Origin of the sequence: Salinibacterium hongtaonis, from assembly GCF_003065485.1 — a bacterium.
Classification (GTDB): domain Bacteria; phylum Actinomycetota; class Actinomycetes; order Actinomycetales; family Microbacteriaceae; genus Homoserinimonas; species Homoserinimonas hongtaonis.
On sequence record NZ_CP026951.1, the window covers coordinates 696,688 to 710,376 of the forward strand.

The window sequence follows — 13,689 nt, forward strand, 5'->3', positions numbered from 1 at the left end:
CTCACTCTCGTTGGGTTTCCTCATACTAGACGCGCAAAATCGGGGTTCGCCGAATGTCATTGCTCCGGCCACCGCAGCGATATCGGGGTCTAGGGTTGGGGGCATGACTGAGCGCGCGTATCAGGCCATCATTGTTGGCGGAGGGTTCGCCGGGGTCGCGGCAGCCAATGCCTTGGGCAAAGCAGGCGTCTCGACCCTGCTGATTGACCGCAACAGTTACCACCAGTTTCAGCCGCTCATCTATCAGGTGGCGAGCGCACAGATCGGGCCCAATGCCGTCGCCCGGCCGCTCAGGGCGATTCTCCGCCGCCGCCGCAGCGTGCGGGTTCTCACCGCATCCGTTACCGCGTTCGATGCGGCCGCGGCATCGGTCACAACGGAGGACGGCGTCGTCTATACGGCCGACTTCGTAGTGATCGCCAGCGGGGCTGAGGCAAACTACTTTGGCACTCCGGGTGCAGAAGAGAACGCCTACCCGCTGTATTCGGTCACCGACGCGCTTTCGCTGGGCAGCGAGCTCTTCGACCTGTTCGATGACTCAGACCGTGACCCCTCAATCGCCGCCGAGGTTGTTGTTGTCGGCGGCGGGCCGACGGGGGTCGAAACCACCGGCGCTATCGCCGAGACCATCAAATATGTCTTGCCGCACTATTACAGTGCGGAGCTGTCGGCCAGGGCCACCGTGCATCTCGTGGACATGGTTCCCGTCGTGCTGGGGGCGTTCTCTGAGAAGTCGCAGCGCTACGCCCGCGAGCGTCTGGAGCGCGTAGGCGCCCAGCTGCACCTCGGAGTCGGGGTCACCGAGGTCGGCCCCGACAGTGTCACGCTCGCTGACGGCACCGTCATCCCGAGCCGCATGGTGGTGTGGGCCGGAGGGCTCAAGGCCGGGCAACTGCTCACTAGCTCAGGCCTGCCGCAGGGCAGGGGAGGGCGCATCGACGTGAACCCCGATCTCACCGTTCCCGGATTCGAGCGCATCTACGTGCTCGGAGACGCCGCAAACATTACGGATGCCCGCGGCGACAAACTGCCGCAGCTCGGCTCGGTTGCCAAGCAGGCGGGGCACTGGGCCGGCCGCAATATCCTTGCCCAGCTGCGCGGAGGCACCCCCTCGCCGTTCGATTACAACGACAAGGGCTATATGGCCATGGTCGGGCGCGGTGCTGCGGTGGCCGAGATCGGGCGTCGCCGCACGCACATGCAGGGCTTCTTCGCCTTCGTTGCCTGGCTGGCGGTGCACGTGACTCTGCTCTCTGGCTGGACCCAGCGCACGAGAGCGGTGTTCGCATGGTTCGAGGACTACCTCAGCCACTCACGGTCCAATGTCGTGCTGGGAGCATCCCGCAGGCGCGGGTCAGACTAGCCCGGCTAGCCTCGGCGAAGCGCGCCTAGGAGTTGTAGTCGGCGTTGTACCGCGCGAGAACATCGCCGATGGGGGCGTCGAGCACGAGCTTTCCCTTGTCGAGGTAAAGCCCTCTCGTGCAGAACCGCTTGAGATCGCGCTCGTTGTGCGAAACGAAGAATAGTGTTCGCCCGCCCTCAAGTAGTTCCTCGATGCGCCGATAGCACTTCTCACGAAACGCCTTGTCGCCCACCGCCAACACCTCGTCGACCAGCAGTATGGGCTCCTCAAGGCGGGAGATCACAGAGAACGCGATGCGCACTTTCATTCCGCTGGAGAGGTGCTTGTAAGGCGTGTCAAGAAAGTCGCCGATCTCGGCGAAGTCGATGATCTCGTCAAAGCGTTCTTCGATCTCGGATCGCTTCATTCCGTGAAGGCCCGCAGTAAGAAAGACGTTGTCCCGCACCGTGAGGTCGTCCACGAATCCGCCGGTAATTTCAATGAGCGGCGCGACCCCGCCAAAGACTCCCACGGTTCCCTCGTCCGGCAGCATGACCTCGGCAACCAGTTTGAGCAGTGTCGATTTGCCCTGTCCGTTGCGGCCGACGACCCCGATCGCCTCGCCGGATCGCACCGTAAAGTCAACGCCACGAAGGGCCCAGAATTCACCGGGACGGCTGCGGCGGCGACGCCCCGCAAAAAGGTCCTTGAACGATCGGCGTGAGCGCCGGTTGCGTTTGAACCTGATGCCGGCGTCCTTGACGGCGATGACGACGGGGGAGTCGGCCACTAGATCTCCTTCAGCACGGCACGCTCGGTGCGCTTGAAGACGAGGATGCCCACGACGAGCAGAACGACCGACATGACCGCGCCGATGGCAACGACACCCCAGTCGAGCTGGGCGGGAAAGAACGCGGCGCGGTAGAGCGAGAAGATTCCGGCGAGGGGGTTGAAGCCTGCCCAAAAATGCAGGTTCTCGGGCAGATCGGAAACACCGTAGATGATGGGGGACGCGTAGAAAAGAAAGCGCAGGGCGAGCTTGGTGGCCCGCTCAAGGTCGCGAAAGAACACGACGAGCGGCGCAACGAGCAATCCGATGCCCATGACGAGGATGCCCTGCAGTAGCAGGGCGAGCGGAAAGAACACGACCTGCCAGTGCAGCGGGGTGCCGGTGGCGATTGCGAAGATGGCGAGGACCGGCAGGCTCGCAACAAACTCGATGCCCTTCGAGAGCACGATGCGGTTAACCCAGATGGTGCGAGGAAGCTTCGTGGAGCGCACGAGCTTGGCATCCCGGATGAACGCACGGGTGCTGTCAGAAATTGCACCGTTGAACCACATCCACGGCAGAAGGGCCGTGAGGAGAAACACGATGTAGGGCTGCTCGCCGACCGGGCGATCGAAGACCTGGGTAAAGACGAACCAATAGATCGTCGCCATGACGAGCGGGTCAAGCACAGACCACACATAGCCGAGGGCGGAGGTGGAGTAGCGCACCCGAAGGTCGCGAACGGTCAGCAGCCAGAGCGATCGCCGGTAGCGTTCGAATGGAGTCCACTGCGGACGCGGCGAATGGCTAACGGACACGACAGCTATCGTAGGGGGCGCCGCTGGCCAGCGGCGAACGGCAGGCGTGAGTTACCTAGCGAAAAAGCAGGTTGGCGCGCTCAAGATCCTCGGCAAAGTCGACCTCAACCGCGTAGAGGTCGGAGATGTCGACGGGCTCGAACAGAAGGCCGTCCTGCTCGATCGCCAGCTCAATGCCGCGCTCGAAGTAGTCCTGATCGCCAACGCGACCCAGCTGACGCAGCAGCGCAGCCTTGCCGGTGCTGGAGATGTAGTTGATGCCGACGGCCTCGCCGAGACCACCCTTGACCGTCTTGGAGAGTTCTCTAATGAATCCCTCGGCGTCGACGGTGTACTTTACCTCTTCGTCAGAAACCTTCGAGGTGTTGACCGAAACGAATGACTGGTCGAGGGCAACCATCTTGGCTGCGCGCTCCAGGGCCTCAGGGTCAAAGACGACGTCGCCGTTCATCCAGAGCACTCCACCGGGGGTGGATGCGCGCAGTGCCCGCATCAGGCTCTTGGATGTGTTGGTCTGGTCGTACTGCTCGTTGTAAACGAACGACGCCTCGGGGAACGCCTCGATGATGTGCTCGAGCTTGTAGCCGACGACGATCGTGACCTTGGCGGCGTCGCCGAAGGCCTGACGGATGTTGTCGAACTGCTGCTGCATGATGGTGCGGCCATCGCTCAGTTCGGTCAGCGACTTGGGCAGGCTACGGCCCAGGCGGCTGCCTATCCCGGCGGCGAGAATAACGATTTGAGTGCTCACAGGTGCTCTCCTTGCATAGAGTGTAAGGCCGCGGTGGCGAAGTCTCACAGGGTCCCGAGACAGGAGCCGATCGCAAGACCAGGGCTCTGAGCCAGTCGATATTCACGTGTTTACGTGCTGTTTGTGCCGCGGCTAGCGACAAGACACCTCGTTGTGCTTCTCACTACGGTACTGGGGTTCACTTGGATAAGTGCTGGCTATGCGCAGTCGTAGTCATTTTGTGACCAACCACGACATTGTGCTGCCCCAAAGGGGCCGACATTGGTACGGTGGATCAGTGGCAAATAATCCTGATCAGAAGACGTCTTCGTCCCCCATTGAGCAGGCGCTGTCACGCTTCGATCTCCTGATCGACAAACTCGCGGAATCTCCGGAGATCGATGTTGCGCCTGCGTCGATTGAGCCAGAAACCGTCGAGCCAGAAGCCTTTGCACCAGAGCCAGTAGTGCTCGTCGAGCCAGAAGCCTTTGCGCCAGAGCCAGTAGTGCTCGCTGAGCCTGAGCCAGAGCCAGAGCCAGAGCCAGAGCCAGAACCCGAGCCAGAACCCGAGCCTGAGCAAGAACCAGCACTGACTCTCGTGCCACCACTCCCCGCCGCGGAGCCCGTTCGTGATTTCAGCTCGGCGCCCGTGGTGCTGTCGATCTCAGGCCTCGTAAAGCGTTTCGATTCCACTGTTGCGGTCGACGGCATTGATCTCGAGGTGCGCGCAGGGCAGATCTACGGACTTGTCGGCCCGAACGGCGCAGGTAAGACGACGACCCTCTCGATGGTGACCGGGGTGCTGCGCCCAGATCAGGGCGAGATTCTCGTCAATGGCGTCAACGTATGGGTATCCCCTGCCGCGGCCAAGGGAGAAATTGGCATCCTGCCAGACCGCCTCATGCTGTTCGACCGGCTCACGGGCAGGCAGCTCCTCTATTACTGCGGCGTCCTCCGCGGGCTCGATCGCAGAACTGTGCTGGCACGATCCGCCGATCTGATCGCCGCGTTCGATCTCGGCGACGCTCAAGATCGCCTGGTTACCGACTACTCGGCAGGCATGACGCGCAAGATCGCGTTGGCCGCCGCCATGATCCATTCCCCTCGCATCCTCATCCTGGATGAGCCATTCGAATCGGTGGACGCTGTTTCTGTCGCTACGGTTCTCGACATTCTTCGCGACTACGCACGGTCGGGGGGCACGGTCGTTCTCTCAAGCCACAGCATGGATCTCGTCGAGAGCTTCTGTGATTCAGTCGCGATCGTGGCGGAGGGTCGAATCCTTACCGAGGGACCAACGGCTACGGTGCGGGGCGACATTTCGCTCGAAGACCGCTTCATAACCCTGATCGGGGAAATCCAGCCAGGAGAGGATATGGAGTGGTTGCGCTCTTTCTCCAACTGAGGCTGAGCCAGCTTTCCCACGCGCTGCGTCGTCCTGCGACGCAGCTGTGTGGCCTCGCACTCATCGTCGCCCTGGGCATCGCGCTCACGGGATATGCCGTGGATGCTTTCGGGGAACTTCGCAGCGCCACCCCGGGATTCGCGGGTGTCGTTGGCATTCTCGTAGGCTCGGCCATCATCCTGCTGTTCTGGGTTGTGCCCTTGTTTACCGCGGTGGACGACATCGCAGACCCGCGGGCGTTCGCCGTTCTGGGCGTTCGTCCCAGCGCGATCGCTGGGGGGCTTGCCGCAAGCGCCCTTCTGAGCGTTCCCTCGCTGTTGCTCGTCATTGTTGCCGTCTCGTACACCGTCTCGTGGGTTACGCGACCGGGCACTGCCGTCGTTGCGGTTCTCAGCGGTGTGCTGATTGTGGCGACAGGGGTGCTCGGCGGACGGGTATCGAAGTCGCTGGGCAGCGCAATTTTCTCCAGCCGCCATCTGCGCGAGCTGGCGGGGGTGCTCGGTGTGTTCGCCTCCCTCGCGACGCTGCCGTTCGTTCTCTCACTCTTGCTTGGTTCGCTCGGCGTCGCCGGGCTGCCGCGCCTGGGTGAAATCGCCGCAGTGCTCGCGGGGAGCCCGCTCGGCTTCGCCTGGGCCGCACCCGTCGACGCGGCATCCGGAAATCAAACGGCAGCATGGGCCAAGCTGCTCCTCGCCGTCATCGTCGTTGCACTGCTCGCGATTGCCTGGCGGGCCACCGTCTCCTGGGTCATTCGTCTCCGCGTTCCGAGGGATCTTTCCTTGGCCTCCGGTGGCCGGGGTCTCGGCTGGTTTGACGTGTTCGCCGGAACGGAGGTGGGCGCGATCGCCGCAAGGAGCATGACGTACTGGCTGCGTGACCCGCGCTACCGCCTCGTGCTCATGATCATCCCGGTTGTCGCGCTCCTCGTGCTCGTGCCGTTCCTCGTGATCGGCGTGTGGTGGCAGAACCTTGCCCTCGTTCCGTTGCCCATCATTTGCCTATTCCTGGGCTGGGCGCTGCACAACGATCTCGCCCACGACAGCTCGGCGCTCTGGCTCCACGTCGCATCCAACGTGTCCGGCTGGACCGACAGGGTGGGCCGGGCCATTCCCGTCCTGTTCATCGGCAGTCTCACGATCGCGTTGCTTGCCCCCGTTTCCACCGCGCTGTACAGCGACTGGTCGGTGTTCCCCGCCATGATCGGGCTCAGCTTCTGCCTGCTTCTGAGTGGCATCGGCATCTCGAGCTACCTCTCGGTTCGCATGCCGTATGCGGCTGTTCGCCCGGGCGCGAGCCCGTTTGCGCAGCCGCAATCGTCGTCGGGTTCCGGCGGCCAAGCGGTGGCATTCCTCCTTATTCTCGTCTGCGCCGTGCCCACCCTCGGTCTCGGGGCGTTGACTCTTTCCGAAGGCGGCCTGTGGGGCATGCTCACTCTTCTTGTGGGCGTCGTCACCGGACTGTTGGTGCTCGTGTGCGGGCTCGCGGCCGGCGCCAGGGTATTTGCTCGGCAAGCGCCCGAACTCTTGGCCTTCACCCTGCGCAACTAGGCGGCAGCGTTTACCATTGAGTCATGAGCAACACCGAGCACAGCGGAGGCGGCACCGACACCCTTGACCGGGAGTTGGAGGAGCTGCTCAATCAGGAACAGCTGGATAATGGCGACCACGAGCGCTTCTCGCACTATGTGCAGAAGGAAAAGATTCTCAAGTCGGCCATGAGTGGCAAGCCAGTGATCGCCCTCTGCGGCAAAGTGTGGACCCCGGGGCGCGACCCGCAAAAGTTTCCCGTCTGCCCAACCTGCAAAGAGATCTACGAAAAGATGAAGAAGTAGTCAGGGCGTGGATGGCCTGTTGATCGACCCGGAGTCCGCAGTGGCACCGTTCGAGCAATTGCGTCAGCACATTCTTGAGCAGGTCAGCAGCGGCTCCCTCGCAGCAGGGGCAAAGCTGCCCACAGTTCGGCGACTAGCCGACGACCTGGGTCTCGCCGCTAATACGGTGGCAAAGGCCTACAGGGAGCTTGAGACGGCTGGCATCATCGAGACGCGCGGCCGCGCAGGCTCGTTCGTCTCGGCGCAGGGTGACGTCGTGGAGCAAAGCGGGCAGCGGGCAGCGCGGGACTATGCCGACAGCATCCGCAAGCTCGGAATTGATGCCGATACCGCGCTTGCCTGGGCACAGGCGGCGCTGCGGTCCTAGACGAAACAGCGAAGGCCCCGGTCAGATGACCGGGGCCTTCGCCGTAGTTGTGGAACCCTAGAACTGGTTCATCGTGTTGTCTTTGCCGCTTGCCTTGAGCGCAGCGTCGCCGGCGAAGTATTCCTTGTGGTTGTCGCCGATGTCGGATCCGGCCATGTTCTGGTGCTTGACCGTGGCAATTCCCTCGCGGATCTCCCGGCGCTGAACGCCCTTGACGTAGGCGAGCATCCCCTGATCGGCGAAGTATCCCTTGGCCAGATCATCCGTCGACAGCGCTGCCGTGTGGTACGTGGGCAGGGTGATGAGGTGGTGGAAGATGCCAGCCTGAGCCGAACCATCGCGCTGGAAGGTGCGGATCATCTCGTCGGCGATCTGCGCGAGCTCGGTCTCGTCGTACTCGACGCTCATGAGCTTGGAGCGGTCGTAGGCCGAAACATCCTTGCCCTCGGCAAGCAGGTTGTCGTAGGCCTGCTGACGGAAATTGAGGGTCCAGTTGAACGACGGGCTGTTGTTGTAGACGAGCTTGGCGTTGGGGAAGACCTCGCGCACCGCATTCATCATCCCGGCGATCTGGCCAACGTGTGGCTTCTCTGTCTCGATCCAGAGCAGGTCGGCGCCGTTCTGCAGCGACGTAATGCTGTCCAGAACACAGCGAGCCTCGCCTGTTCCCTGACGGAACTGGTAGAGGTTGCTGGCAAGGCGCTTGGGGCGAACGAGCTTGCCGTCGCGCTTGATGACGACATCTCCGTTGCCCAGGTCGGCCTCGGAGATCTCTTCGACGTCGAGGAACGAGTTGTACTGGTCGCCCAGGTCGCCGGGCTCATGGCTGACGGCGAGCTTCTGGGTGAGGCCGGCGCCCAACGAGTCCGTACGCGAGACGATGACGCCGTTGTCGATGCCGAGTTCGAGGAACGCGTAGCGAACCGCGGTGAGCTTGGCGATGAAGTCCTCGTGCGGAACCGTGACCTTGCCGTCCTGGTGGCCGCACTGCTTCTCGTCAGAAACCTGGTTCTCGATCTGGATGGCGCACGCGCCAGCTTCGATCATCTTCTTGGCCAGCAGGTAGGTGGCCTCGGGGTTGCCGAAGCCGGCGTCGATGTCGGCGATGATCGGCACGACGTGGGTCTCGAAGTTGTCGATCTGAGCCTGGATCAGTTCGACCGAGGTCTCGTCGCCTGCCGCACGCGCAGCATCCAGCTGGGTGAAAAGAAGGTCGAGTTCACGGGCGTCGGCCTGGCGGAGGAACGTGTAGAGCTCTTCGATGAGCGCGGGCACCGAGGTCTTCTCGTGCATCGACTGGTCGGGCAGCGGGCCGAACTCGGAGCGGAGAGCGGCGACCATCCAGCCCGAGAGGTAGAGGTAGCGCTTGTTGGTGGTCTTGAGGTGCTTCTTGATCGAGATCAGCTTCTGCTGGCCGATGAAGCCGTGCCATACGCCGAGCGACTGGGTGTAGGCAGACGAGTCGGCGTCGTACTCGTCCATGTCCTTGCGCATGATGTCGGCGGTGTACTGGGCGATCTCCAGGCCGGTCTTGAAGCGGTTCTGGGCGCGCATGCGGGCGACCGACTCGGGGTTGATCGCATCCCAGGCGGTTCCGTACTGCTGCTTGAGGGACTCGATGGACTCGATGTCGTTCTGGTAGGCGGTCATGGTCTTCCTTTGGTGAGGTGTGCAATGTGGTGAGCCCGAGAGAACGGATGGTGGGGGCTGCGGCCATAGCGGGCGGTGCCGCAGCCCCCTCGTCGCGGCGTGGCCGGCAGCGACGGACCTGGTTCGCGCGGGCGGGTGCGAACCAGTGGCGGATTCGACCCTGGGTAGGGAGCCGAACCGGTACCGATTAGGCGGCGCGGGCGCTCGCAGGTTCTTCGACGAGGTACCGCGTGTAGGCAGAGATCGTGAGGAACGTGGGGTACTCCTCGCGCAGAGCGACCTCGCGGAAAATATCGATGGCATCGTCGAAACGATCGCCGTCGTGCCGCTGGAGATCGAGGCGCTCGATGATTCCCTCGACGACCTCGGTGGAGATCACCGTGCCCTCTTCTGTGACGGTGGACTGGTGGATCCACTGCCAGATCTGCGAGCGGCTGATCTCTGCCGTTGCGGCATCCTCCATGAGGTTGTCGATGGCGGCAGCGCCGACACCACGCAGCCACGACTCGATGTAGCGGATGGCGATAGAGACGTTGTCGCGCAGGCCAGCATCCGTCACGGTTCCGCCAATGGAGCGGATGTCGAGCAGATGGTCGCGGGTGACGTGAACGTCGGGGCGCAGGCGGTCGACCTGGTTGGGCTTGTCCCCGAGCACCGCATCAAACTCGGCGCGCGCCGTGGGGATGAGGTCGGGGTGAGCAACCCAGGTGCCGTCGAAGCCGTCGGTGGCCTCGCGTCGCTTGTCGGCGGCGACCTGCTCAAGAGCACGCGCGGTGACCTCGGGGTCACGGCGGTTGGGGATGAAAGCGCTCATACCGCCGATCGCAAATGCACCACGCTTGTGGCAGGTGCTCACGAGGAGCTCCGTGTAAGCCCGCATGAACGGAACGGTCATCGTGATCTGCTTGCGGTCGGGCATCACGAACCACTGACCACGGCCGCGGTAGTTCTTGATGATGGAGAAGATGTAGTCCCAGCGGCCAGCGTTGAGGCCGGCGCAGTGGTCGCGCAGTTCGTAGAGGATCTCGTCCATCTCGAATGCTGCGGGGATCGTCTCAATAAGAACGGTTGCGCGGATGGTGCCCTGGGGGATTCCGATGTACTCCTCCGAGAAGGAGAAGACGTCGTTCCACAGACGGGCCTCAAGGTGAGATTCGAGCTTGGGCAGGTAGAAGTACGGCCCGCGACCCTGCTCGATGAGCTTCTTCGCGTTGTGGAAGAAATAGAGACCGAAGTCGACGAGGCTGCCGCTTGCGGCCATGCCGGTGCCGGCTGCGTCGACGTAGCGCAGGTGCTTCTCGACGAGGTGCCAGCCGCGAGGGCGGAACACGATCGTCGGCGTCTGCTCAGCGGTCACGGAGTAGGACTTGCCCTCCGGGTTCGTGTACTCGAGCTGGCCACGGAGAAAGTCGAAGAGGCTGAGCTGGCCGCCGATGACGTTGCCCCAGGTGGGGCTCGTGGCGTCTTCTTGGTCGGCGAGCCACACGTTGGCGCCGGAGTTGAGGGCGTTGATCGCCATCTTTCGGTCGGTGGGGCCGGTGATCTCGACGCGGCGGTCTTCAAGTCCGGGGCCAGCGCCGGCGACGCGCCAGGTGTCATCCGAACGAATGTGCTCGGTCTCGGGAAGGAAGCGCAGGTCGCGACCGTTGCCCAGGTCGAAGCGTCGCTGCATGCGGTCTGCGAGCCGGTCGTGGCGCAGACCGCTGAACTTGGCGTGAAGGGCGGTTACGAAGGCCAGTGCCTCATCGGTGAGGATTTCGTCGAAGCGCTCTTCGCGGGGTCCGGTGACTTCAATCGTCGTGTTCATGGTCTGGCCTTTCAGTGCTCGGTGTGACGGGCTGTGGGGCCCGTGTGACCACTCTGTGGCAAGTTCTAGTGCTCTTCGCAAGAAAAGTTTGTAGAAAAATGTGGATTCTTCTATTGCCTAGAAGAAGCGGATCTGAGAGTCTTTCGGCATGACGCAGACGTCCATCACCGCAGAACCACTGGCACCGCCGACCGCACCAGAAGGTGGCCTGACGGTGGATTCCCTCATGATTGGCAAGCGCATCCGCCAGTTGCGAACGGAGCGAGGGATGACGCTAGACGACCTGGGCGCAGCGATCGGGCGAGCAGCATCCCAGGTGAGCGTGCTGGAGAACGGCAAGCGGGAACCCCGGCTGAGCGATCTGCAGACGCTGGCCAAAGCGCTCGGGGTCGGGCTCGATGTTCTGCTTGCGACCGAAGCGCCGTCCAAGCGGGCCGCACTGGAGATTGCTCTCGAGCGGGCACAGCGAGGCCCCCTCTATTCAACTCTTGGCCTGCCAGTGCTGCCGGTTCGCAAAACGCTCAGCGACGAGGCGATCGAGACGATCCTGGGCCTGCATTCAGAGCTTGACAGGCTGCATCGTCAGCGTGCGGCAACGCCGGAGGAGGCTCGTCGGGCCAACGGGGAGCTGCGCCAGCAGATGCGTCGCCAAAACAACTACTTTCCCGAGCTCGAGAAGGCGGCGGGAACCCTGCTCGCCGCGGTCGGGCACACCGGTGGTCCGCTGTCGCAACGGGTAGCCTCCGACTTGGCTAGCCACCTGGGATTCTCTCTCCACTATGTCAACGACCTGCCCGCATCCACTCGCTCGGTTACCGACCTCAAGAACGGTCGCATCTACCTCAAGATGACCGAGGGGGGAGACCCGAGGACGGCGCTCCTGCAGGCGCTCGCCGGTCATGTGCTGGGGCTGCGCGAGCCAGTCGACTACGGCGATTTCTTGAGGCAGCGCGTGGAGACCAACTACTTGGCCGCCGCGCTCATGGTGCCGGAGGCGGGCGCCGTCGACTTTCTCACAAGAGCCAAAAACGCGCGAGAGCTGTCAGTCGAAGACCTGCGCGACACCTTCGCCGTGAGCTACGAGACGGCAGCCCATCGCTTCACGAACCTCGCCACGGAACACCTCGGGATTCCGGTTCATTTTCTCAAGGTCCACGAGTCCGGCACGATATCAAAGGCCTACGAAAACGACAGCGCGGCGTTCCCCACTGACGCGCTCGGCGCCGTGGAAGGCCAGATGGTGTGCCGCAAATGGAGCGCGCGCCAGGTGTTCGACGTCGATGACCGGTTCAGCCCGTACCACCAGTACACGGACAAGCCGGCAGGCACCTATTGGTGCACATCGAGCATCCAGTCGTCAGATCAGGGGTCGTTCTCGGTGAGTGTTGGCACGCCGTTTGCCAACGTGAAGTGGTTCAGGGGGAGAGACACTCGGCATCGCCAGGTTTCAAGCTGCCCAGACCCAGAGTGCTGTCGCAAACCCCCTCAGGACCTGTCGACCAAGTGGGCAGATTTCTCCCTGCCGAGCGCCAGGCTCCAGTCATCTCTCCTCGCGGCGGTGCCGACCGGCTCGTTCACGGGGATCGACCAGACCGAGGTCTACGCGTTTCTCGAGGCCCACGAGCCTGCCTAACGAGCGCTCAGGAATACGTGGTGGACAGCGCGGGGTCGCCTCGGCTCAGGCGGAAGGCGTCTGCCGGTAGCTCGGCGATAGCGGCCTTGCGGTGTTCACGGGCCAGGGCGGTCCCGGCGATTCCGACATAGCGATCATCTGCAACGCCGTCGGTCATGAGGTCGACATGGAGCGAACGGCCCTGGCTGTCGTTGCCCTCGATGCGGATGTGTTCCTCGGTGGCGATGCCCGATTCGTTGAGAAGGCGAACCGGCCACTTGCGGCCGCCGGGGGTGGCCTTGCCGCTCGACTTTTTAGCAACGGACACCCACTCGCCGTCAGCTCCCTGCCGGGCGACCAGCTTGTAGACCATGCCGGCGGCAGGGGAGCCAGATCCTGTGACGACGGATGTGCCAACCCCATAGGAGTCCACGGGCACTGCGCGCAGCGATGCGATTGTGAACTCATCAAGGTCGTTCGTCACGGTGATCTTGGTGCCGGTGGCTCCGAGAGAGTCGAGCTGGGTACGCACCGCGGCCACAAGCTCCGGCAGGTCGCCGCTGTCGATACGAACCGCGCCGAGTTGTGGGCCGGCAACGCGCACGGCCGTCTCGACCGCAGTGTGAACGTCATAGGTGTCCACGAGCAGTGTTGTGCCGACCCCGAGCGCATCTACCTGGGCGCGGAAGGCCTCCTCCTCCGTGTCGTGCAGGAGGGTAAACGAGTGTGCCGCGGTGCCCATGGTCGGCACGCCCCACGTTCGCCCCGCCTCGAGGTTGCTCGTTGCCGAGAAGCCGGCGATGTAGGCGGCACGCGCTGCGGCGACGGCGGAGGACTCACCCGTCCGCCGCGAACCCATCTCGGCGAGGGGCCGGTCTCCAGCAGCATGAACCATGCGAGCGGCGGCGGTGGCCACCGAGCAGTCGTAGTTCAGCACGCTCAAGATGAGCGTCTCGAGAATGACACCCTCGGCAAAGCCGCTCTCGACCACAAGAAGAGGGGAGCCAGGAAAGTAGACCTCGCCCTCCCGGTATCCGTGGATGCTTCCAGAAAAGCGATAGTCGGCGAGCCAGTCAAGCGTGGGTGGGGTGACGATGCGGTTCTCGCTCAACCACGTGAGCTCGGCATCCCCAAACCGAAAGCGTTCGATCAGGCTCAGAAGCCGGCCGGTGCCCGCAACGATGCCGTAGCGACGAGCCCCGGGGAGCCTGCGGGTGAATGCCTCGAATACGCACTGCCGCTCGTGCGTGCCAGCTCTGAGAGCGGCGTCCACCATCGTGAGTTCGTATTGGTCCGTAAGGAGAGCAGTCGTCTGGTGGGCAGAAACTGCGGGCTCGCTGTGCATGAAGGTCAGCTTA

Annotated in this window: 12 protein-coding genes; 6 read left to right on the forward strand and 6 right to left on the reverse strand. The window is 63.3% G+C overall.

What is annotated here, in order from left to right; translation table 11 throughout:
- Positions 1 to 103: 103 nt before the first annotated feature.
- Positions 104 to 1,363, forward strand: coding sequence for an NAD(P)/FAD-dependent oxidoreductase (locus C2138_RS03440; protein WP_108515551.1), 1,260 nt, complete (start codon positions 104 to 106; stop codon positions 1,361 to 1,363).
- A gap of 25 nt (positions 1,364 to 1,388) precedes the next feature.
- On the opposite strand, the gene C2138_RS03445 is transcribed toward C2138_RS03440, so the two are convergent.
- From C2138_RS03445 to C2138_RS03455, 3 genes are read right to left on the reverse strand one after another with little or no spacing between them, the layout of a single operon-like run.
- Positions 1,389 to 2,132, reverse strand: coding sequence for an ABC transporter ATP-binding protein (locus tag C2138_RS03445; protein WP_108515553.1), 744 nt, complete (start codon positions 2,130 to 2,132; stop codon positions 1,389 to 1,391).
- Positions 2,132 to 2,929, reverse strand: a complete 798-nt coding sequence (locus C2138_RS03450) for an ABC transporter permease (protein WP_108515554.1) — start codon at positions 2,927 to 2,929, stop codon at positions 2,132 to 2,134. Before C2138_RS03450 ends, C2138_RS03445 begins: the two co-directional genes overlap by 1 nt.
- 55 nt (positions 2,930 to 2,984) lie before the next feature.
- Entirely contained in the window at positions 2,985 to 3,680 is a 696-nt protein-coding gene (locus C2138_RS03455; protein WP_108515556.1) for a phosphocholine cytidylyltransferase family protein, read from the reverse strand.
- 277 nt (positions 3,681 to 3,957) lie between these two features.
- On the opposite strand from C2138_RS03455, the gene C2138_RS03460 reads away from it, so the two are divergent.
- From C2138_RS03460 to C2138_RS03475, 4 genes are read left to right on the forward strand one after another with little or no spacing between them, the layout of a single operon-like run.
- Positions 3,958 to 5,064 (forward strand): ABC transporter ATP-binding protein, encoded by a 1,107-nt coding sequence (locus tag C2138_RS03460; RefSeq protein WP_233245612.1) that lies wholly within the window; start codon positions 3,958 to 3,960, stop codon positions 5,062 to 5,064.
- Complete coding sequence (locus tag C2138_RS03465) at positions 5,040 to 6,611, forward strand: ABC transporter permease (protein ID WP_108515559.1); 1,572 nt, start codon at positions 5,040 to 5,042, stop codon at positions 6,609 to 6,611. The genes C2138_RS03460 and C2138_RS03465 overlap by 25 nt, the downstream gene beginning before the upstream one ends.
- A gap of 23 nt (positions 6,612 to 6,634) precedes the next feature.
- Positions 6,635 to 6,895, forward strand: a complete 261-nt coding sequence (locus C2138_RS03470) for a DUF3039 domain-containing protein (protein WP_108515561.1) — start codon at positions 6,635 to 6,637, stop codon at positions 6,893 to 6,895.
- A gap of 7 nt (positions 6,896 to 6,902) precedes the next feature.
- Positions 6,903 to 7,262: a GntR family transcriptional regulator gene (locus C2138_RS03475; protein ID WP_199286565.1), complete on the forward strand. Its 360-nt coding sequence runs from the start codon at positions 6,903 to 6,905 to the stop codon at positions 7,260 to 7,262.
- Between the two features lie 57 nt (positions 7,263 to 7,319).
- Here C2138_RS03475 and C2138_RS03480 read toward each other — a convergent pair whose 3' ends face one another.
- Together C2138_RS03480 and aceB are read right to left on the reverse strand one after the other, a co-directional pair.
- Positions 7,320 to 8,912, reverse strand: coding sequence for an isocitrate lyase (locus tag C2138_RS03480; protein WP_108515563.1), 1,593 nt, complete (start codon positions 8,910 to 8,912; stop codon positions 7,320 to 7,322).
- 187 nt (positions 8,913 to 9,099) lie between these two features.
- Complete coding sequence (gene aceB / locus C2138_RS03485; protein ID WP_108515565.1) at positions 9,100 to 10,719, reverse strand: malate synthase A; 1,620 nt, start codon at positions 10,717 to 10,719, stop codon at positions 9,100 to 9,102.
- Positions 10,720 to 10,867: 148 nt separating this feature from the next.
- On the opposite strand from aceB, the gene C2138_RS03490 reads away from it, so the two are divergent.
- The gene (locus C2138_RS03490; RefSeq protein ID WP_108515567.1) at positions 10,868 to 12,352 is read left to right on the forward strand and encodes a helix-turn-helix transcriptional regulator; all 1,485 of its coding nucleotides are present in this window, start codon (positions 10,868 to 10,870) and stop codon (positions 12,350 to 12,352) included.
- A gap of 7 nt (positions 12,353 to 12,359) precedes the next feature.
- Here the strand turns inward: C2138_RS03490 and C2138_RS03495 are convergent, their stop codons facing one another.
- Positions 12,360 to 13,676: a nicotinate phosphoribosyltransferase gene (locus tag C2138_RS03495; protein WP_108515569.1), complete on the reverse strand. Its 1,317-nt coding sequence runs from the start codon at positions 13,674 to 13,676 to the stop codon at positions 12,360 to 12,362.
- Positions 13,677 to 13,689: the final 13 nt, after the last annotated feature.